Below are 20655 nucleotides of genomic sequence, written 5' to 3' on the forward strand. Positions count from 1 at the left end.
CGAGCGCGGCGTCGGCCGCGGCGTGGCCGCTGCGCACGGCGCCCTCCATGGTCGCGGGCCAGCCGGTGGCCGTCCACGAGCCGGCCAGCAGCAGGCCGGGGACCTCGGTGCGGGCCGAGGGACGCAGTGCCCCGTTGCCCGGCGCCGGGTCGAAGGTCGCGGTGCGCTCCCGGGTGACGAAGAAGTCCAGCACCTCGGCCTGGGCCGCGGCCGGCAGCAGCCGGCCCAGCTCGGGCAGGTAGCGGCCGCGCAGCTCGGCCACCGGCAGGTCGATCTCGTCCTGCGCGGCGGACTGCGACAGCGCCAGGTACTGGGCGCCCGGGTGGGCCCGGCCCGTCGGGGTGGCGGCCAGGCCGGAGTGCGCGGTGCGGTCGAAGACCCACTGCACCGGGGAGCCGAGCGCGGCGAAGAACGGCCGGCGCAGCACCTTGCGGTCGTAGACCACGTGCACGTTGAGGATCGGCGCGGTGCCGAAGCCGGCCAGCCGCTCCTGCCCGGGGACCGCGTTCGGCGGCAGCAGCGCGGCCGCGCTGTCCTGGGCGCCCGCCAGCACGACGGTGTCGGCGGTGAGCAGTTCCCCGCCCTCCAGCCGGACGGCGTGCTGCGGCGCGGCCGGCTTCAGCTCGGCCACCCGGGACCGCAGCAGCACCCGGACGCCGGCCCGCTCCAGCTCGGTGAGCGCCCGGTCGTGGTGGATCACGCCGAGCGGGACGGCGGCGGTGCCGATGTCCGAGGCGCCCGGGTCGGAGAGCAGGCCGGTCTTGAACACCATCCCGGCGAGCGCCAGCGAGACCTGGTCGGCCCGGGCGTTCAGGGTGGCGACGCCGACCAGGTCCCACAGGGCGGCCTGGGTGGCGGCGTTCTGCCCGTTGCGGCGCAGCCAGTCGCCGAAGGAGACCTCGTCCAGGGCCGGGTCCGCGAGGTCCAGGCCCCGCAGGGCTAGTGCGCCGCGGACCACCCGGGCGCGGTCGGCCGGGGACAGGTGCGGGTAGCGGGCCAGGCTGCCGGCCAGGTGCAGCGGGACGGGCAGGCCGGCCCGGCGCAGTCGGCCCAGGGTGCGCACCGGGGCCGCCGGCGGCCCGGTGACGGAGAGCACCGGGATGTCGAGGCGGTCCTGGAGGTGGACCAGCCGGGAGGCGCCGAGGCGCTCCAGCAGGCCGCGGTAGGCGGTGCAGCAGCGCAGGTAGACGTGCTGGCCGTTGTCGACGGTGAGCTCGCCGCGCTGGAAGGAGAAGGCCAGGCCGCCGAGCCGGGGCCGCCCCTCCGCGAGGGTGACCCGGTGGCCCGCCTCGGCGAGGCGCAGCGCGGCGGTGATCCCGGCGAGGCCGCCGCCGACCACCACGGCCGCCGGGCGCGCGGCATCGGCTCGCCCGGTCATCGGCCCTCCCCCTCGCAGTCGGTGGACCGCCCGCGGGCGGTCCCTGAAGAAGATCCTCGTTTGTTCAACACGGAACTACCCGCACGTGATTCCCAGCTGACACAGCGTGACAGAACTGTTGCGAGAATCAAGAACGCCCCCCGGCGAGCCCGGAAAGCGCCACGTACGCCTTCTCCCAGCCCGGCAGCGAGACCCGGCCGCGCAGGACCGACTCCGGTTCGGCGGCGATCCGGCCGAGCAGCCGGTGGTAGATCCCGGCCATCGCGGCGGTGCAGGCACGGCTGCGGCGGTCGAGCATCGGCAGCAGCCGCAGGCCCTCCTCGAAGGCGGCCTGGGCACGGGCGGCCTCGAAGGCCACCAGGCCGGTGAAGTCCGCGCCGACCGGCGGCTCGGGCAGGGCGAAGCCCTGCTCGCAGCCGAACCGGACCAGGTCCTCGGCGGGCAGGTAGGTGCGGCCGGTCAGGGCGTCCTCGCGCAGGTCGCGCAGGATGTTGGTGAGCTGCAGCGCCAGGCCCAGGGTGTCCGCGTAGCGCGCCCCGAGCTCCGGGTCGTCGCAGCCGTAGACGCCCAGCGAGAGCCGGCCGATCGCGCCGGCCACGCAGCGGCAGTAGACCTTCAGCTCGTCGTACGTGTGGTACTCGGCGCCCTTGAGGTCCATCTCGACGCCGTCGATCAGCTCGTCGAAACCGCCGAGCGGGATCGGGAAGCGCCGGGCCGCGTCGGCCAGGGCGACCTTGATCGGGTCGGTGTCGTCGTCGGCGACCACCCCGGAGCGGACCTCGTCCACCAGCTCCCGGGTGCGCACCAGCGCCTCGGCCTTGCGGTCGTCCGGGAGGTCGCCGTCGCCGATGTCGTCCACCCGGCGGGCCAGGGCGTACAGGGCCGACATGGCCAACCGCTTGGGTTCTGGCAGCAACCGGATGCCGTAGCTGAAGTTGCGCGCCTGCAGTCCGGTGACTGCCTCGCAGTACCGGTACGCCGCCATGACCTGGGCCGACGCCAGTGGTGATGCCGCCACGCGGGCGTTCACCTTCCCTTCGCGAAGATGGCCGCCGCCTTCGCTGCGAGGCGGCGCTTGTCCGGCTTCGCCTGCTGGGCGAGCACGTCGTACCCGGCGTCCTCGACGGCCGCCAGGGCCGCATAGCCGCCTGCGGTGAATCCCGCCAGGAGCAGTCGAAGCCTCCCCCGAACCGTACCTACCAATGGTGCGCCGCGGTCGAGCAGGGTGCGGGCCCGCTCGGCCTCGAAGGCGATCAGCTCGCGCACCGCGCCGTCGGCGGAGGGCGCGGCCAGGTCGGCCTCGGTGACGCCGAAGCGGGCCAGGTCCTCCGCGGGCAGGTAGATCCGGCCGTGGGCCAGGTCCTCGGCCACGTCCTGGATGTGCTCGACCACCTGGAGGCCGCTGCAGACGGCGTCGGAGAGTTCGGTCCGCTCGGGGGTGGAGACGCCCGCGATGGCCAGCACGAGGCGGCCGACCGGGTCGGCGGAGAGGGTGCAGTAGCCGATCAGGTCGTCGAAGGTGGCGTAGCGGGAGGTGGTCTGGTCCACCCGGTTGGCCTCGATCAGACGGCGGAACGGTTCGGGGGTCAGGCCGTGCCGGTCGACCAGCGGGACGAGCGCGCTCATCAGCGGGTGGCGGGGGCGGTCCGCGCCGGCCGCTCCGGAGCCGCCGGCGGTGCGCAGGGCCGTCTCGAAGACCCGGTCGAGGTCCTGCTCCAGTCCGTCGAGCAGGGTGAGCCGGAAGGCGGTCTCCTGCGGAGCCGGCGGGCCGGACTGGTCCGAAGGGGTGGCGGGGGGCGTCTGCTCGACCCCGAGCAGCCGGGCGGTGGCGGCCGGGTCGGCCAGGTCGCCGTCGCCGGCGTCGTCGACCAGGCGGGCGAAGCCGTACACCGCCATCAGGTCGTCGCGCCAGGCCGCGGGCAGGAAGAACGGGGCGACGGGGAAGTTCTCCGCGCCCGCCTTGTCCAGGGTCTGTCCTGCGGAACCGTTCACCGGCGTATCTCTGGGCTGGGCCGAAGCCGACACTGCTGTCACTCCCCCGTTCTACACCGCTTGGCACGACCGGTCCGACTCGGACACGCGTCCGAGCGCGGGCGTCACGCACGGCACACCGCCCCCGCGACCACCAGGCTGACACGCCCGGGCGCGCCGGAGAAGAGCGCCCCGCCGGGGCACCGGGCGCTCGCCTCCGCGCCGGGCGGCGGGAAAGGCGCGGGGCCGGCTCCGGAAGCTCCGGAACCGGCCCCGCGGGAGTGTGACGGGGACTACGGTCGCTCGCCGCGCTCGTAGCGGCTCACGACCTCCTCGGTGGGTCCGTCCATGACCAGCTCGCCGGCCTCGATCCATATGGTCCGCTCGCAGACCTCGCGGATCGAGTTGTTGTCGTGGCTGACCAGGAAGACCGTACCGGCGGACTTGCGCAGCTCGTCGATCCGCCGCTTGCTGCGCTGCTGGAAGGCCTGGTCGCCGGTGGCGAGGGCCTCGTCGATCAGCAGCACGTCGTGGGTCTTCGCGGCCGCGATCGAGAAGCGCAGCCGGGCGCCCATGCCGGAGGAGTAGGTGCGCATCGGCAGGGAGATGAAGTCGCCCTTGTCGTTGATGCCGGAGAACTCGACGATGTCCTGGTAGCGGGCCCTCACCTGGGCCGGGGTCATGCCCATGGCCAGGCAGCCGAGGACGACGTTGCGCTCACCGGTGAGCTCGTTCATCAGCGCGGCGTTGACACCCAGCAGCGAGGGCTGGCCGTTGGTGTAGATGCCGCCCTTCTCGGTCGGCAGCAGGCCGGCGATGGCGGCCAGCATGGTCGACTTGCCGGAGCCGTTGGAGCCGATCAGGCCGATCGCCTCGCCCTTGTACGCGGTGAAGCTGATGCCCTTGACCGCGTGCACCTCGCGCACGCCGGAGGCGCGCTTGCGGCTGATGATGCGGCTCAGCGCCGAGGTGGCGCTGCCCTTGCCGGAGCCGGCGCCGTGCACCTTGTAGACGATGTGCACGTCGTCGACGACGACGGTGGGCTCGCGGGCGACGTCCGCGTCCGTGACGGTGTCGTTGTTGCTCAGGTCGATGTCAGCCACGGCCGTACTCCTCCTCGGCCTTCCAGAAGAAGACGTATCCGACGACGAACATGCCCACGCCCCAGGCCAGGCCGTACGCCCACTGGTGCGGCGGGAGGGTCTGGTGCACCGGCTGGTGCGGGTTGTAGATGACCGGCGCGAAGGCGTGCCGCAGCAGGTCCATGTAGATCGACGCCGGGTTGAGCGACATCAGCGTCTGGATGTAGTGCGGCCAGTGCGTGATCTTGTCCTGGATGCTGAACATCACACCGGACAGGAACATCCAGGCGCGCATCACGAACGGGATCAGCTGGGAGATGTCGCTGGTCCGGGAGCCGAGCCGGGCCATCACCAGGGAGATGCCGGTGTTGAAGAGCGTCTGCAGGAGCAGCGCCGGGATGATCAGCAGCCAGGTCCGGCCCGGGGTGATGCCGGCGGCGAGCACGGTGACGACCAGGACGACCATCGAGATCAGCAGCTGCTGGAGCTGGATCACGGTGAAGGCGATCGGGAGGCTGGCCCGGGGGAAGTGCAGCGCCCGGATCAGCCCGAGGTTGTCGGAGATCGCCCGGGTGCCGGCCTGCACCGCGTTCTGGGTGAACTGGAAGACGAAGACGCCGATGCACAGCCAGGCGATGTAGGTGTTGTCCGGGAAGCCCTGCTTGCTCGCCAGGATCACGCCGAAGACCAGGTAGAACACCGCGCAGTTGAGCAGCGGGGTCACCACCTGCCACAGCTGGCCGAGCTTGGCGTTGGTGTACTGGGCCACCAGGCGGGCGGTGGCGAAGGCCCAGATGAAGTGGCGCCGGGCCCAGAGCTGCTTGGAGTAGGCGAACAGGCCGGGACGGGCGCCGCTCACCGCCAGACCGTACTTGTCCGCAAGCTGCTTGGGGGTCAGGCCCGCGTCCGCCCCCCTGGGGGCCGAGAGGCTGACGGGTTCACTCACTGTCGACACATTCGTCCTTCACGCGGGATCGGTCGGGGCGGCCGGTCGGCGGGGTCCGCCGGTCGTGCGCCGATGGGGATCCACTGGGATCTCGGGGGAGCCGGCCGGTGTGTGGGCACCGGCCGCAGCGATCGATCATCCGATGCGGATGCCATCAGATGTGATCAGATGATCGGAGGTCGGCCCAGCCTGGTCAGTCGCCAGACGGTACGCCACCGCATGGGCCGCCGCGCACCGCAGGGTTCGCGCCAGCCCGCCCGGAACCCGCCCCACCAGGCCTTCAGCGCCTCCGGGGAGGGGCGGCGGGCCAGGGTCAGCAGGAACCAGGTTCCCAGATAGAGAGGCACCAACAGGGCCGGAAGGTTCCGCCTCGCGAGCCAGACCCGGTTGCGGGCCACGTTGTGGAAGTAGCTCGCGTGGCGGGCGGGCGAGGTCGTGGGGTGGTGCAGCACCACGTCCGCCCGGTAGTCGATGGCCCAGCCGGCGTCCAGCGCGCGCCACGCGAGGTCGGTCTCCTCGTGGGCGTAGAAGAACTCGGCGGGCAGCTGCCCGGCCTGCTCGAACACCTTGCAGCGCACCGCGCTCGCGCCGCCCAGGAAGGTCGTCACCCGGGACGAGCGCAGCGGGTCACTGGCGCGCAGCCGGGGGACGTGCCGGCGCTGGGTGACACCGGTGTCCGGGTCGGCGATCCGGAAGGAGACGATGCCCAGCTCCGGGTCGGCGGTGAAGGCCTCGCGCAGCAGGCGGGCCGAGTCGGTGCGCGGCAGGTTCCCGTCGTCGTCCAGGAAGAGGACGGCGTCGACCTCCGCGCCGTCCCGGCCGAACAGCTCGATGCCGACGTTGCGCCCGCCCGGGATGCCCAGGTTCTCCGGCAGCTCGACGGTGCGCACGCCCTCCGGAAGCGGGGGCAGCTCCACGCCCTGGCCGACCACGGCCAGCTCGACCGCCGGGCCCTCCTGGGCGCGGACGGCCTCGATCAGGGCGTTGAGCTCGGCGGGCCGGTTGCCCATGGTGATGATCACGGCACCGAGGCGGAAGTCCTCCGCCGTGCCCGGCGCGCTCATCGCAGCCTGCTGGAGAGGACGATGCTCAGCAGGTGCAGCACGGTCTGGAGCATCGCGATCGCGGCCAGGACGACCACCGCGAGCCGGGTGAAGAGCAGTCCGCCGTGCACGGCGTCGGCGACGCCGGCGGCCAGGATGAGCAGCGAGGCCTCGACCGCGCCGACCAGGCGGTGGAACTTCAGGAAGGAGGCCGCCCGGCGGGCCTTGGCGACGGAGGCCGAACGCGGCACCGAGGCGCTGTCCTCGACGGCCGTCAGGCCGCTGCGGGCGCGGGCCACGTCCACCAGGTCGGTCTCGGACTTGATCAGGATCGCGCCGAGCGCGGCCAGGGTGCCGAGGAAGGCCCACTCCCAGTGCGACCCGGTGCCCTCGCGGTGCAGCAGGTCGGTGGCGCGCAGGCCGAGGCCGGTCAGCAGCGCCGCCTCGGACATGTAGTGGCCGACCCGGTCCAGGTAGACGCCGGTGAGCGAGGTCTGCCGGCGCCAGCGGGCCACCTCGCCGTCCACGCAGTCCAGCAGCAGGTAGACCTGGATCAGCAGGGCGCCCAGGACGGCGCCCGCGATGCCCGGCAGGACCAGCGCGGCACCGGCCAGGATGCCGGTGACCATCATCAGGTACGTCAGACCGTTGGGCGTGATCGCCGTCACGGTGGAGAGCACCCGGGTGATCCGCAGCGAGATCTTCCGCATGTACAGGCGACCGGCCCAGTGCTCGGCACTGCGGCGCTGGAGCATGCCCTCCGGGTGGATCACCGCGCGCAGTTCCTCGATCGAGGGCCTGCGGGTCAGGTCCACCGGGGGCCGTTCGGCGCCCGCGGTGGAGGGGTCAGCTGTTGACGGCTTGGACATAGTCGGCGTACGCGTCCCTGATTGCGGAAGGGGAGAGGTCGAGGTGTTCGAGGATGGTGAAGCGCCCCGGTCGGGTGTTCGGAGCGTAGTGCACCGCTTCGGTGAACTCCGCCTCGGTGAAGCCGATCTGAGCCGCGGTCACCGGCAGTCCGTGGCTCGCCAGGCGCTCCACGATCAGACCGGTCAGCTCGCGCTCGCCCCGCAGGAAGCTGGCGAAGGCGGCGCCGAGGCCGACCTGCTCGCCGTGCTGGGCGGACCGCTTGGGATACAGCACGTCCAGGGCATGCGAGATCTCGTGGCAGGCACCCGACGAGGGCCGGGTGCTGCCCGCGATGTTCATCGCGATGCCGGACAGTACCAGGGCCTCGGCGAGCGCCGTCAGGAGGTCCTGGTCCTGGGTGCTCCCCGGGTGCCGCAGCAGGTTCTCGCCCGCCGAGCGGGCCATCGCCACGGCCAGACCGTCCACCGGCTCGCCGGTCACCGCGTGCGACAGCTCCCAGTCCGCGCACGCGGAGATGTTGGAGACGACGTCGCCCACACCGGCCGCCACGAAGCGCTGCGGGGCCTGTCGGATGACGTCCAGGTCGACCACGATGCCGATCGGGCTGGGCACCCCGTAGGAGCCGCGGCCGGCGTCGTTGTCCAGGGTGGAGACCGGCGAGCAGATGCCGTCGTGGGCCAGGTTGGTGGCGACCGCGACCAGCGGCAGGCCGACCCGGGCCGCGGCGTACTTGGCGGCGTCGATGATCTTGCCGCCGCCGAGGCCGACCATCGCGTCGTAGTGGCCGCCGCGCATCGCCTCGGCCAGCCGCACCGCGCTGTCCAGGCTGCCGTCGTCCACGTTGTACCAGTCGGCGCCGGGCAGGGCCGGCTCCAGGCGGCGGCGCATGGCCGAGCCGGAGCCGTTGCTGATCGCGACCGCGATCCGGCCCGAGGCCGACAGCCGCTGGTCCGCGAGGATGCCGCCGAGCGCGTCCAGCGCGCCCGGGCGGATCTCGACGAACAGCGGCGACGGGACCAGTCGGGTCAGTACCGGCACGCGATCTCCCGCGCCTTCGCCAGGTCGTCGTGGTTGTCGACCTCGACCCAGGAGACCTCGCCGATCGGCTGGACGTCGATCCGCAGGCCGCGGTTCACCATCTCCTGGTAGCCGTCCTCGTAGTACAGCTGCGGGTCGCGCTCGTAGGTGGCGCGCAGCGCGTCGGTCAGGTCGGCGGCGGCGGACGGGTTGATCACCGTGAGGCCGATGTACTCGCCGCTCGCCTCGGCCGGCTCCATCAGCTTGGTGATCCGGCGCATGCCGGTGGCCGGGTCGACGACGACCTTCATCTCCTCGTCGGCGAGCTTCTTCACCGTGTCGAGGGCGAGCAGGATGCCGGGGGCGGCGCCGGCGTCGGTCAGGCGCCGGTTGCCCTCCAGCATGGTGCGCTGGACGGAGGCCGGGTGGACGGTGTCGCCGTTGGCGAGCAGCAGGCCCTCGGCGAACAGGTCGCGGGCGCACCAGAGCGAGTAGGCGTTGTTCCACTCCTCGGCCTTGTCGTTCTCGACGAGGTGGAGCTTGACGCCGTACTTGCTCTCCAGGGCGTCCTTGCGGTCGTACACCGCCTCCTTGCGGTAGCCGACGACGATCGCGGCATCGCGCAGACCGACCTCGGCGAAGTTGCCGAGCGTGAGGTCCAGGACGGTCCGTTCCCCGTCGACCGGCACCAGCGCCTTGGGCAGGGTGTCGGTGTACGGGCGCAGCCGGCGGCCGGCGCCGGCTGCCAGAACGAGGCCGATCATGCGGGTCTCCTGATCCGTCGTGCTGTGCGCGGGGCCGTGCCGGGGGCGGCGGCGCCACCGGGACCCCCGGTCCGGTGTTCGACCGGGCCGGGCGGCGGCGCGCCGGTGCCGGCACAGATCCGGGCACCGTGTCGTATGTGATGGTAGGCGACCGGGGCCACCGGCCAGAACGCGCCCGCCCTGCCCGGGGGCGGCCGCGGAGCGGCGGACGGGCGGCCGCCGAGGGCCCGTCGAACGGCCGTCGGGCCCCCCGGGGGCCGCACCGGATCCGCCCGAACGCCGTCGGCGGGACGGTGCGGGGAGGCCGTGAGGAGGCGCCGGACCGGTCGAACGGGCTCCGAACGCGCGCCGAACGGTTCTGCGAATTCTGTGACTCTTACGAGGGCATCCCGGACCCTTCTCTGGACGGTTTCCGACTCCTCCGGGTCATGATCCGCCCGGTTGTGCGTGGGACCCCTGCCGACCGCCACCCATACGGCAGACTGGATGCCGACGCCGGCGCCGGTGCCCCCGCTGTGTCCGCCGCACTCCGCCCGGTGTGTCGGAGACACCCGATGCTCCCGTTGCTCCCGCTCCCGAAAGAGGCCCCATGCCCCAGAGTCTTCCGACCGATCCCACGCACTTCGCGGCCGAGATCGACACCGGTCTCGACGTGGAGACCGATGTGACGGTCGACCCCCGGGCCACCGGGTCCGCCCCCGTCGGAACCGAGATCCTGCTGGAACTGGTCGACGACGCGGGCGTCACGATCGGCACCGGCGAGAAGCTCTGGGCCCACCAGCAGCCGGGCCGGCTGCACCGGGCCTTCTCGGTCTTCCTGTTCGACCGCCAGGGCCGGCTGCTGCTCCAGCGCCGGGCCCTCGGCAAGTACCACTCCCCCGGCGTCTGGTCGAACACCTGCTGCGGCCACCCGTACCCGGACGAGCCGCCGTTCGTCGCCGCCGCCCGGCGCACCGCCGAGGAGCTGGGTGTCGCACCGGCGCTGCTGTGCGAGGCGGGCACCGTCCGCTACGACCTGCCGGACGAGGCGTCCGGGCTGATCGAGCGGGAGTGGAACCACCTGTTCGTGGGACTGGTCACCGCGCCGGTCGAGCCCGCCCCGGAGGAGGTGGACGACTTCGCCTTCGTGACCGCGCAGGAGCTGCGCGAGCTGCGGGCGGAGCGGCCGTTCTCGGTCTGGTTCGAGACGGTCTTCGAGGCCGCGCTGCCGGGCATCCGGGAGATCGCCGGGCGGGACTGGTAGTCCGCCCGCCCCGGCCGGTGGTCCGGCCGTCCCGACCGGCGGTCCGGAGGTGTCGGCCGTCGGTCCGGCGTCCGGCCCGGCCGGTCAGTGGTCGGGCCCCGGGGGAACGGGCAGCGAGGCCCAGATGACCTTGCCGCCCTCCCCCGTGTCTTCGACGTCGCACACCCCACCGGCCTGCAGGGTGACGCTCTTCACCAGCAGCAGGCCGCGCCCGCCGGTGCGTCCGGTGTCGTTCTCCAGCGCCTTCGGCCGGTACGGGTCCCCGTCCTCGACCGATACCCGCACCCAGGCCCGGCGCAGCGACAGCTCCGTGACCACCTCGGGCGACAGCTCGGCGGCGTGCGTCACCGCGTTGCTCACCAGCTCCGAGACGATCAGCAACAGGTCGTCCACCAGCTCCTGGTAGCGCACCCCGGTCATGCCCTGGGCCAGCAGGCGGTCGCGCACCGCGTGCCGGGTGAGCGGCACCGAGGCCTCGGTGGCGGGCACCGGGAAGCGCCACACGCCCTCGGTGGGGCCCGCGGAGGCCGTGGCCCCGACCGGGCCCTCCCCCCGCCTGCCGCGTCTCGGTTCGGCCTTCGCCGCTCCGCTGATCTGCTCCACGTCCAGCCGCCCTTCGTCCGCGACCCGGGAATCAGGCGATCCGCTTCATGGCGCCCTCGGTCCACAGAGGCTAGGAGAGCCGTCGCGGCGGGTGCGGCACCGTCGACAAGTTGCCCGTGTCGGACCGCTTCCGGCCGCAACCGACCGCGGGCAGTGCGGGAGTCGACCGGTTCCTTCGCGGACCCCATCGGTTCGGGCCGGATTCGAGCGCGTTCACAGGCCGTACCAACCTGTGCGGGCGGTGCGCCGCGGCCCTGTGCCCCCGGAGCGGCCCGACCAGGATGTCGGTCGGCGCGGCCCCGAGGAAGCGCAGGTGAGAAGCACTCCAGAACCCTGGTAATGTTCTCTCTGTCGCCGAGGGGGCGAGGAAAAAGCCCCCGAAGCACACACCCAGTCCGGGTGGCGGAATGGCAGACGCGCTAGCTTGAGGTGCTAGTGCCCTTTATCGGGCGTGGGGGTTCAAGTCCCCCCTCGGACACAGCCGAAATTCCCCGTGGAGGCCGAAAGGCTTCCACGGGGAATTTCGTTTTTCGGGCCGCCCCTTTCCCCCGGGCCGGCCCCGGTCGCCGTCCCTGGCCACCGCCCTCCCTGGCGCTGTGGCGTCCGTCTCCTCGCCGGTCCGCATCGGCCCGGACGCCGGACACGAGATGGCAACAATCGGATTGTTTGAGCTTCCTCTGAGGTTTTCGCCCCTTTTTGGACCTTAGGCTGCTCTCCGTTTGTCCGAAATACCGACGCAAAATCGCAAAAACACCGACACCACCCGATGAACCACGAGCGAGAGGACCGATACGTTGAGTGAGCCCGAATCGTCGACGGCATCACACCAGAACTACCGCCGATCGCTCGGAACGATCAGCCTGACCGCGGTCGGGCTGGGGTCGATCATCGGCTCCGGGTGGCTGTTCGGTGCCGAGCGGGCCGCCAAGCTCGCCGGCCCCGCCTCGATCCTCGCCTGGGTGATCGGTGCCGCGGTGGCGCTGACCATCGCGCTCACCTACAGCGAGCTGGGCTCGATGTTCCCCAAGGCCGGCGGCATGGCCCGGTACGGCCAGTACTCGCACGGCTCGCTGGCCGGCTACCTGGCAGCCTGGGCCAACTGGATCGCCATCGTCTCGGTCATCCCGGGTGAGGCCACCGCCTCCGTGCAGTACATGAGCTCCTGGCACTTCGGCTGGGCGCAGGGGTTGTACGACGGCAAGGAGCTGACCCTCAGCGGCGTGGCGCTGGCCAGCGTGCTGCTGCTCGTCTACTTCGCCCTCAACTGGTTCGCGATCACGCTGTTCGCCAAGACCAACACCGCGATCACCGTCTTCAAGGTCGTCGTCCCGACGGTGACCGCCGGTGCGCTGCTCTTCGCGCACTTCGACTCGGCGCACTTCACCGACCACGGCGGCTTCGCGCCGAACGGCTGGAGCTCGGTGTTCACCGCCGTCGCGGTCTCCGGCATCGTCTGGGCCTTCAACGGCTTCCAGTCCCCGCTGAACCTGGCCGGCGAGGCCAAGAACCCCGGCAAGTCGCTGCCGAAGGCCGTCATCGGCTCGATCCTGATCGCCCTGGTGATCTACGTCGCGCTCCAGATCGCCTTCCTCGGCGCCATCCCGGGCGGCGACCTGGCGAACGGCTGGAGCAACCTCTCCTACACCTCGCCGCTGGCCGACCTGGCCATCGCCTGGGGCCTCAACTGGCTCGCGATCACGCTCTACGCGGACGCCTTCATCTCCCCCTCCGGCACCGGCATGATCTACGCCGCCACCACCTCGCGCATGATCCACGGCGTGCAGGAGAACGGCCACCTGCCGAAGATCTTCGGCAGGGTCGACGCCAAGACCGGCATCCCGCGCCCGGCGCTGGTGCTCAACCTGGTGGTCGCGTTCATGTTCCTCGCGGTCTTCCGCGGCTGGGGCTCGCTGGCCGAGATCGTCTCGGTGGCCACCGTGATCTCGTACATCACCGGCCCGGTCGCCGTGATGGCGCTGCGCCGCCTGGCCCCCGAGCTGCCGCGGCCGGTCCGGCTGCGCGCCATGCCGGTGATCGCCCCGATCGCGATGATCTTCGGCTCGCTGGTGCTCTACTGGGCCCGCTGGCCGCTCACCGGCAAGGTCATCCTGCTGATGGCCGCCGGTCTGCCGATCTGGGCCTGGTACGAGCTGCGCAAGCCGTTCGCCGTGCTGAAGCCGCACCTGAAGGCGGGCGCCTGGATGGTCGCGTACCTGTTCGTGATGGCCGGCGTCTCCTGGGCGGGCAGCGCCGACTTCGGCGGGCACGGCTACCTGCCGGAGGGCTGGGACCTGCTGATCGTCGCCGCGATCGGGCTGGCGTTCTACTACTGGGGCGTCGCCAGCGCCTGGGCCAACCCCTCGCTGGCCGCGGTCCGCGAGGAGATGCTGGAGGCCGAGGGCTCCGAGGCGGCGGAGCCGTCCCGGGTTTGATCCTCGTCACACGGTGAAGGGCCGGTCGGATTCCTCCGACCGGCCCTTCGGCGTCTCTCGCGGGAGTGTGCGTTCCGTCGCCGTGTGCGCGGTGCGTTCCGTTGGCGCGTGCGTGGAGCGCTCCGTTGGCGCGTGCGCGGTGCGCTTCGTTCCCGTGTGCGCGGTGCGCTTCGTTCCCGGTGTGCATCCATTCTGCCGTGGGCGGCACCCCCGGGTCACCGTCTTCGGGGATGATCTTCGTCGCGTTCTCCGCGCCTAGCGTGGTGGCGGGCGGTCCTCGGCAGGAGGGCCCGGCTACAGGGAGCGTCGTCGACGTGACGGAAGCACGGCAGTACGGTCAGGATCCGGCCCTCGCGCGGGAGCTGGTCGGGATGATGGCCGAGGACGGCGCGGCCGCCCGGCTGGCGAACAGCCCCGACCTGGCCGAGCAGGCGGCCTGGCGGCGGCTGACCGCCCGGCACGGGGACCGGCTCGCGGAGATCATGGCGGCGCACGGCTGGCCGACCGAGCGCACCGTCGGCCCCGAGGCCGCCCGGGCGGCGTGGCTGGTGGCGCAGCACGCGGACCGGCAGCTCGACGTCCAGCGGCGGGCGGCGGCACTGATGGGCGAGGCCGTCGCCCGGGGTGAGGCGGGCGCCCGCGACCTGGCCTTCCTCCAGGACCGGCTGGCGGTCAACGAGGGCCGGGAGCAGCGCTACGGGACGCAGATCGGCGCGGTGGCGGACGGCCGTCCGGTGCCGTGGCCGTGCGAGGAGCCGGAGCGGCTGGACGAGCGGCGCGCGGAGGTGGGCATCGAGCCGTTCGACGAGTACACCGCGCGGTTCGCTCCGAAGTAACCGTCAGGTCCGCCGGTCGGGATTGACTCTTGCGCGCGGCCGCCCGGGCCGCATTGACTGACCTTCGGCTAGCGCTGCTAGTTGAAGGGCGGACGAGAGGACGATCGGTGCGGCAGTACGCGGAGTACAGCGACCAGTACATCGACGGCGAGTGGCGGCCCTCCGGGGACGCCGGGTCGATCACCGTACTGAATCCGGCGACCGAACAGGTGCTGGCCACCGTGCCGGCCGGCGGCACGACCGACGTCGACACGGCGGTGACGGCGGCCCGCCGGGCGGCCCGCGCCTGGGGCACGACCACCCCCGAGGAGCGGCTGGCGCTGCTGACCCGGCTGCGGGACGGGATCGCCGCCGCGCAGAACGAGATCACCGAGACGGTCGTCGCCGAGCTGGGCTCCCCGGTCGGCTTCGCCGGCGCCGTGCACGCCGGGCTGCCGCTCGCCGTGGCGACCTCCTACCTGACCCTGCTCGCCGAGCACCCCTTCGAGGAGCGGATCGGCAACTCGGTGGTGCACGCCGAGCCGGCCGGGGTGGTCGCGGCGATCACGCCGTGGAACTACCCGCTGCACCAGATCGTCGCCAAGACCGTCCCGGCCCTGGCGGCCGGCTGCCCGGTGGTCCTCAAGCCGGCCGAGGACACCCCGCTGGTGGCCCGGCTGTTCGCCCGGCTGGTGCACGCGGCCGGGTTCCCGGCGGGCGTCTTCAACCTGGTGACCGGCACCGGGGCGGTGGCGGGCGCGGCGCTCGTCGGGCACCGGGACGTGGACCTGGTCTCGTTCACCGGTTCCACCGCCGTCGGCCGGCAGGTCGCCGAGACGGCCGGCCGGGGGCTGAAGCGGGTCTCCCTGGAGCTGGGCGGCAAGTCGGCCAACGTGGTGCTGCCCGGCGCCGACCTGGCCCGGGCGGTCAAGGCGAACGTCGCCAACGTCTTCGCCAACTCGGGCCAGACCTGCAACGCGCTGACCCGCCTGCTGGTGCACGAGGACCAGTACGAGGAGGCGGTCGCCCGGGCCGAGGAGGTCGCCGCCCGGTACCGGCCGGGCGACCCGACCGACCCGCAGACCCGGATCGGCCCGCTGGTCAACGCCAGGCAGCTGGCCCAGGTGCGCGGCTACATCGACGGCGCGCTGGCCGAGGGCGCCCGGCTGGTCGTCGGCGGCTCGGAGCCGGTCACCGAACCCGCCACCGGCTACTACGTCCGCCCGACCGTGCTCGCCGACGTGACCCCGGAGATGACGGTGGCCCAGGAGGAGGTCTTCGGCCCGGTCCTGGCGATCCTCAGCTACCGCGACGAGGACCACGCCGCCGAACTCGCCAACGGCACCCCGTACGGTCTGGCCGGCGGCGTCTGGGCCCGCGACACCGACACCGCCGCCGCCTTCGCCCGCCGCCTCGACACCGGCCAGGTGGACCTCAACGGCGGCCGCTTCAACCCGCTCGCGCCCTTCGGCGGCTACAAGAGCTCCGGCCTCGGCCGGGAGCTGGGCCGGCACGGGCTGGAGGAGTTCCTGCAGTACAAGTCCCTGCAGTACTAGCGGACCCGGTGCACGGGGCGGCGCGGGGCGGGGCCGACGAACGGCTGACGGCTGACAACTTTCAGCGAACAGATGACAGATGACAGATTTCGAAATCTGTCATCTGTTCGCCGTTCGCCGTCAGACCAGGTCGACGCCCGGGTAGAGCGGGTACGGGGCGAGCAGGTCGGCGGCGCGCTTGGCGGTGGCGTCGCGGAGGGCTGCGTCCAGGGTGTACGCGGCCTTGGACGGGGAGCCCTTGGCCGTGGTGGCGGGGGCGGTGGCGCGCAGGACGGTGTGGATCAGGTCGGCGATCTCGTCCATCTCGGCGGTGCCGAGGCCGCGGGTGGTGAGGGCCGGGGTGCCGAGGCGGACGCCCGAGGTGTACCAGGCGCCGTTCGGGTCCCGCGGGACGGAGTTGCGGTTGGTGACGATGCCCGAGTCGAGCAGCGCCGCCTCCGCCTGGCGGCCGGTCAGGCCGTAGCCGGAGACGTCGGCGAGGACCAGGTGGTTGTCGGTGCCGCCGGTGACCAGCTTCCCGCCGCGGCGCAGCAGGCCCTCGGCGAGCGCCTGGGCGTTGGCGACGACGGCGCGGGCGTAGGCCTGGAACTCGGGGCGGCGGGCCTCGGCGAGGGCGACCGCCTTGGCGGCCATCACGTGGGAGAGCGGGCCGCCGAGCACCAGCGGGCAGCCGCGGTCGACGTGCTCGGCCAGTTCGGACTGGCACAGCACCATGCCGCCGCGCGGGCCGCGCAGGGACTTGTGGGTGGTCGTGGTGACGATGTGGGCGTGCGGGACCGGGTCGTGGTCGCCGGTCAGCACCTTGCCCGCGACCAGGCCGGCGAAGTGCGCCATGTCGACCATGAGGGTCGCGCCGACCTCGTCCGCGATCTCGCGCATCCGGCGGAAGTCCACCAGCCGCGGGTAGGCGGAGTAGCCGGCCACGATGATCAGCGGGCGGAACTCGCGGGCGGTCTCGCGCAGCGCGTCGTAGTCGATCAGGCCGGTGGCCGGGTCAGTGCCGTAACTGCGCTGCTCGAACATCTTGCCCGAGATGTTGGGCCGGAAGCCGTGGGTGAGGTGGCCGCCGGTGTCCAGGGACATGCCGAGCATCCGCTGGTTGCCGAGCTCCTGGCGCAGCCGCGCCCAGTCCTCCTCGGTGAGGTCGTTGACGTTGCGCACCGCGGCGCGCTCCAGCGCCGGGCTCTCGACCCGCTGGGAGAGGACGGCCCAGAACGCGGTGAGGTTGGCGTCGATGCCGGAGTGCGGCTGGACGTAGGCGTGGTCGGCGCCGAACAGCTCGCGGGCGTGCTCGGCGGCGATGCCCTCGACGGTGTCGACGTTGCGGCAGCCCGCGTAGAAGCGGCGGCCGACGGTGCCCTCGGCGTACTTGTCGCTGAGCCAGTTGCCCATGGTGAGCAGGACGGCCGGGGAGGCGTAGTTCTCGCTGGCGATGAGCTTGAGCGAGCCGCGCTGGTCCGCCAGCTCCTGTCCGATCGCGGCGGCGATCCGCGGTTCGACGCCGGCGACCACGTCGAGGGCGCTGCGGAAGGCGGTGTCGGCCGCGGCGGAGGCGGCGGTGTGGGGCTGCTGGGCCATGGCGGTCTCCTGGTGGGGATGCGGGGGCCCAGGCGCTCGGCAAGTTCACGTGAGGATTCACGGGGCCGCTTCCCGATGGTTGATTCCATCCCTACGCGCCAGTTGCGGCCCACCGGGATCGTACCAACACCGGAGGGACTGTGGCGGAGGTCTCAGAATGCGGAACGGGCAGTCCGTTTCAGCATGGTATGTCCGTTCTTTTGCAACGCGAGTGTTTCAGCGAAATGAAGCCGCCACATTTCCCGAAACAGTTCGAAAGGAATGACCCGAACGTCCGCCAAAGGTGATTTGCGGAACCTCGGACGCATCCGATCAAATGGCGCTCGAACAGCCGCCGGGAAACCCCCGGAGGCCGTACCGGAAATACACACCAGCGCACCCTCACCCATGGGGCGGCGGAGAATTCGGGGGTTACGCCTCATGGCAGTGGTCGACACCGTCCCAGGCACCGCGGCCGGGCCCGTGCCCGCCGCCGACCCCGGCCCGCTCCGCCGGATCCTGCGGGACCGGGTCGGCGCCTCCGCCCTGGCGGTGGTGGTGCTGTTCCTGCTGCTCGCCCTCGGCGCTCCGCTGGTCGCCGCGCTGTACGGGAAGAACCCGGTCGACCACTACGGCCAGAACGCTCCGGGCCTGCTCAGCGACAGCGGCCTGCCGATGCTGCCGAACGGCGGCATCTCCGGGGACTTCTGGTTCGGCCTGGAGCCCGGCCTCGGCCGGGACGTGTTCACCCAGCTGCTGTACGGCATCCGCACCTCGCTGCTGATCGCCTTCGCAGCCGCCGTGGTGACCACCACGCTGGGCGTGCTGGTCGGCGTCGCGGTCGGCTACCTCGGCGGGATCACCGACCGGTTGTTCGGATTCCTCGCCAATGTGCTGCTGGCCTTTCCCACCCTGCTCCTGCTGCTCGCGCTCAGCCCGGTGATCCAGTCGCGGCTGGTCGACCCGGGCACCGCGGAACCGGAGTGGATGCAGTTCCTGGTGCTGATCCTGGTTTTCTCGGCGTTCGGCTGGATTCCGCTCGCGCTTTCCCTGCGGGCCACCGTCCGCTCGCTCCGGGAAAGGGATTTCGTGCAGTCCGCGCGGGCCCAGGGCGCGAGCCGATTCCATGTCGTCGTCCACGAACTCCTGCCGAATGTGCGCTCGCAGCTGCTGGTGCACGCCACCATGGCGGTGCCGACCTTCGTCGCCTCCGAGGCCGCGCTGTCCTTCCTCGGCGTCGGCGTCACCGAGCCGGTCCCGGACTGGGGGCGGATGATCGCGCGCGGCTCCGAGGTCTTCCAGGCCGACCCCACCTACATGGTGTTCCCCGGTGTGGCGCTGCTGCTGTTCGTCATCGCCTTCAACCTGCTCGGCGACGCCGTCCGGGACGCGCTGGACCCGCGCGCCGGCACCGCCCGCTGAAGCCCCTCGGCCCTCCCGAGGCCCCTTCTTCCCGCCGCTCCCAAGACCCTTCACCCCTCCCCACCATCACCCGAGCCCGCCCCGGCACGACCGCCGGGGCAAGGAGAGATTCGCCATGCGCTGGACCAGACCGTCCCTCGCCGTCATCGCCACCGCCCTGCTGGCGACCTCCTGCTCGGCCGGCGCGGGCAGCACCACCGGCTCCGGCGGCGCCGGGGCCTCCGCCAAGGAGACCTCCCCGCTGACCGCCGTGCTCGGCAGCGAGCAGGAGAGCGCCGGCCCCGCCCCGGCCGTCCCGGGCGCCCGTGCGGGCGGCACCGTGAACGTGTACAACAGCGTCGAGTTCCGCCACCTCGACCCGCAGAAGGTCTACGCGGGCGCCACCTACAACGCCTCGCTGCTCTGGGGCCGCCAGCTGACCCAGTACCAGGTCGTGGACGGCAAGGCCAAGCTGGTCGGCGACCTGGCCACCGACACCGGCACCCCGGCCGACGGCGGGCGCACCTGGACGTACAAGCTCAAGCAGGGCGTCGCCTGGGAGGACGGGCAGCCGATCACCGCCCAGGACGTCAAGTACGGCATCGAGCGCACCTTCGGCAAGGGCTACGAGGTCGGCCCGCCGTACTGGCCGCAGTGGCTCACGGGCGAGGCCGGCTACGAGGCGGCGCGCACCAAGTACGCGGGCCCGCAGGCCGGCGACCTCGACGCGATCGAGACGCCGGACGAGCGCACCCTCGTCTTCCACTTCCCGCAGCCGCAGGCCGACGTCCCGTACATGGCCGCGCAGTCCTCCTCCTCCCCGGTGCGCCGGGACAAGGACACCGGGACGGACTACGACCGCCTGCCGTTCGCGACCGGCCCGTACAAGATCGTCGAGCACGTCCAGAACACCCGCATGGTGCTGGAGCGCAACCCGGCCTGGAAGCCCGAGACGGACCCGATCCGCAGCCAGTACCCGGAGAAGTTCGTCTTCACGTACGGCAAGGAGGCGCTCAACCTCAACCAGGAGATCCTCTCCGGGCGGGACGGCGGCGCCAACGCCACCACCGCGGCCGACACCCTCTCCGCCGAGCTGTACCAGACCACCGACACCGACCCGAAGGCCAAGGAGCTGGTGGTCTCCGGCCGGCAGGGCGCCTTCGTCACCCAGCTGATGATCAACAACCAGCGGGTGTCGGACGTCGAGGTCCGCAAGGCGCTGCACCTGGCCTACCCGCGCCAGCAGGCCCGCCAGGTCCAGGGCGGCGCCCGGACCGGCGAACTGGCCACCACGCTCAGCTCGCCCGCGCTGATCGACTGGCAGAAGTACGACCTCTACCCGGTCAAGCCCGAGGGCGACCCGGAGGCCGCCAAGGCGCAGCTCGCCAAGGCCAAGCAGGCGCCCGGCAGCCTGACCTACGCGTACCGGAACACCCCGACCGGGCAGCGCGTCGCCCAGGTGCTGGTCGAGGGCTTCGGCAAGGCGGGCATCACCGTCGTGCCCAAGCCGATCGACCCCAAGGCCTTCCTGGACGAGGTGCACCGCGACGGCGCCCCGTACGACCTGTTCGAGGAGACCAGCTCGGTCGACTGGCCGACCCCGTCCACCCTGATCCCGTTCTCCTTCGACGGCCGGGCCGGCAGCGACATCAACTCCGCGCTCTACCGCAACCCGGAGGTCGACAAGGAGATCGACCGGATCAACCAGATCGGCGAGCCGCGCGCCAAGGCCAAGGAGCTGTACGCGCTGGAGCAGACCGTGATGAAGGACGTGCCGGTGCTGCCGTTCGCCTACCCGACGGTCAACCAGCTGCGCGGCAGCAACGTCGGCGGGGCGTTCATCCACCCGATCTACGGGACCGTCTCGCTGGCCTGGCTGTACCTGAAGTCCTGAGCCGACCGGGGCCCGCTCCCGCCGTCCGTGCGCGGTGGCGGGAGCGGGCCCCGGTTCCGCCTCCGGTTCCGGTTCCGGCCCCC

17 protein-coding genes, 1 tRNA gene and 1 riboswitch are annotated in these 20655 nt (G+C 72.2%); of the genes, 7 read left to right on the plus strand and 11 right to left on the minus strand.

What is annotated here, in order from left to right:
* The 9 genes from hpnE to AE652_RS04515 form a co-directional block, all read right to left on the minus strand.
* The coding region (gene hpnE / locus AE652_RS04475) for a hydroxysqualene dehydroxylase HpnE (RefSeq protein ID WP_049649803.1) at positions 1-1378 on the minus strand (1378 nt) is incomplete at its 3' end.
* Positions 1379-1505: 127 nt separating this feature from the next.
* Positions 1506-2363, minus strand: a complete 858-nt coding sequence (gene hpnD, locus AE652_RS04480) for a presqualene diphosphate synthase HpnD (RefSeq protein WP_049649804.1) — start codon at positions 2361-2363, stop codon at positions 1506-1508.
* A 41-nt stretch (positions 2364-2404) separates the two neighbouring features.
* Positions 2405-3370 carry a squalene synthase HpnC gene (hpnC, locus tag AE652_RS04485; RefSeq protein ID WP_049649805.1) on the minus strand — a complete coding sequence of 322 codons (966 nt, stop codon included), beginning with the start codon at positions 3368-3370 and terminating at the stop codon, positions 2405-2407.
* 272 nt (positions 3371-3642) lie between these two features.
* Positions 3643-4452 (minus strand): ABC transporter ATP-binding protein, encoded by an 810-nt coding sequence (locus AE652_RS04490; RefSeq protein WP_234348229.1) that lies wholly within the window; start codon positions 4450-4452, stop codon positions 3643-3645.
* Complete coding sequence (locus AE652_RS04495; RefSeq protein ID WP_049649806.1) at positions 4445-5386, minus strand: ABC transporter permease; 942 nt, start codon at positions 5384-5386, stop codon at positions 4445-4447. The genes AE652_RS04490 and AE652_RS04495 overlap by 8 nt, the downstream gene beginning before the upstream one ends.
* 155 nt (positions 5387-5541) lie before the next feature.
* A complete protein-coding gene (locus tag AE652_RS04500; RefSeq protein ID WP_049649807.1) occupies positions 5542-6441 on the minus strand; it encodes a glycosyltransferase family 2 protein in 900 nt (299 codons plus the stop codon).
* Positions 6438-7175 (minus strand): CDP-alcohol phosphatidyltransferase family protein, encoded by a 738-nt coding sequence (locus tag AE652_RS04505; RefSeq protein ID WP_049649827.1) that lies wholly within the window; start codon positions 7173-7175, stop codon positions 6438-6440. Before AE652_RS04505 ends, AE652_RS04500 begins: the two co-directional genes overlap by 4 nt.
* Positions 7176-7266: 91 nt before the next feature.
* Positions 7267-8328, minus strand: a complete 1062-nt coding sequence (locus tag AE652_RS04510; protein ID WP_049649808.1) for an iron-containing alcohol dehydrogenase family protein — start codon at positions 8326-8328, stop codon at positions 7267-7269.
* Positions 8316-9071, minus strand: a complete 756-nt coding sequence (locus AE652_RS04515) for a sugar phosphate nucleotidyltransferase (RefSeq protein WP_049649809.1) — start codon at positions 9069-9071, stop codon at positions 8316-8318. Before AE652_RS04515 ends, AE652_RS04510 begins: the two co-directional genes overlap by 13 nt.
* Before the next feature lie 589 nt (positions 9072-9660).
* Between AE652_RS04515 and idi the strand changes: the two genes are divergently transcribed.
* Positions 9661-10314, plus strand: coding sequence for an isopentenyl-diphosphate Delta-isomerase (gene idi, locus AE652_RS04520; protein WP_079272473.1), 654 nt, complete (start codon positions 9661-9663; stop codon positions 10312-10314).
* Positions 10315-10398: 84 nt separating this feature from the next.
* On the opposite strand, the gene AE652_RS04525 is transcribed toward idi, so the two are convergent.
* Positions 10399-10917 (minus strand): ATP-binding protein, encoded by a 519-nt coding sequence (locus AE652_RS04525; protein ID WP_369808266.1) that lies wholly within the window; start codon positions 10915-10917, stop codon positions 10399-10401.
* Between the two features lie 393 nt (positions 10918-11310).
* Between AE652_RS04525 and AE652_RS04530 the strand changes: the two genes are divergently transcribed.
* The 4 genes from AE652_RS04530 to AE652_RS04545 all read left to right on the plus strand — a co-directional run bounded on the left by AE652_RS04530 (position 11311) and on the right by AE652_RS04545 (position 15720).
* Positions 11311-11395 (plus strand) — tRNA-Leu (locus tag AE652_RS04530).
* Between the two features lie 316 nt (positions 11396-11711).
* Positions 11712-13349, plus strand: coding sequence for an APC family permease (locus AE652_RS04535; protein WP_049649810.1), 1638 nt, complete (start codon positions 11712-11714; stop codon positions 13347-13349).
* Between the two features lie 371 nt (positions 13350-13720).
* Entirely contained in the window at positions 13721-14185 is a 465-nt protein-coding gene (locus AE652_RS04540; protein ID WP_049649830.1) for a DUF6624 domain-containing protein, read from the plus strand.
* 107 nt (positions 14186-14292) lie between these two features.
* Positions 14293-15720 (plus strand): aldehyde dehydrogenase family protein, encoded by a 1428-nt coding sequence (locus tag AE652_RS04545; RefSeq protein WP_049649811.1) that lies wholly within the window; start codon positions 14293-14295, stop codon positions 15718-15720.
* 120 nt (positions 15721-15840) lie between these two features.
* Here the strand turns inward: AE652_RS04545 and AE652_RS04550 are convergent, their stop codons facing one another.
* A complete protein-coding gene (locus AE652_RS04550) occupies positions 15841-17298 on the minus strand; it encodes a glycine hydroxymethyltransferase (RefSeq protein ID WP_049649812.1) in 1458 nt (485 codons plus the stop codon).
* Positions 17299-17317: 19 nt separating this feature from the next.
* Positions 17318-17414: riboswitch (ZMP/ZTP riboswitch) on the minus strand.
* Positions 17415-17718: 304 nt separating this feature from the next.
* Here AE652_RS04550 and AE652_RS04555 point away from each other — a divergent pair.
* Positions 17719-18699: an ABC transporter permease gene (locus tag AE652_RS04555; RefSeq protein WP_049649813.1), complete on the plus strand. Its 981-nt coding sequence runs from the start codon at positions 17719-17721 to the stop codon at positions 18697-18699.
* 115 nt (positions 18700-18814) lie between these two features.
* On the plus strand, positions 18815-20572 hold the full coding sequence (locus tag AE652_RS04560) for an ABC transporter substrate-binding protein (RefSeq protein ID WP_049649814.1): 1758 nt from the start codon (positions 18815-18817) through the stop codon (positions 20570-20572).
* The last annotated feature ends 83 nt before the right edge of the window (positions 20573-20655 follow it).

The organism is Kitasatospora sp. MY 5-36, from assembly GCF_001182915.1.
Taxonomy (GTDB): Bacteria; Actinomycetota; Actinomycetes; order Streptomycetales; family Streptomycetaceae; genus Kitasatospora.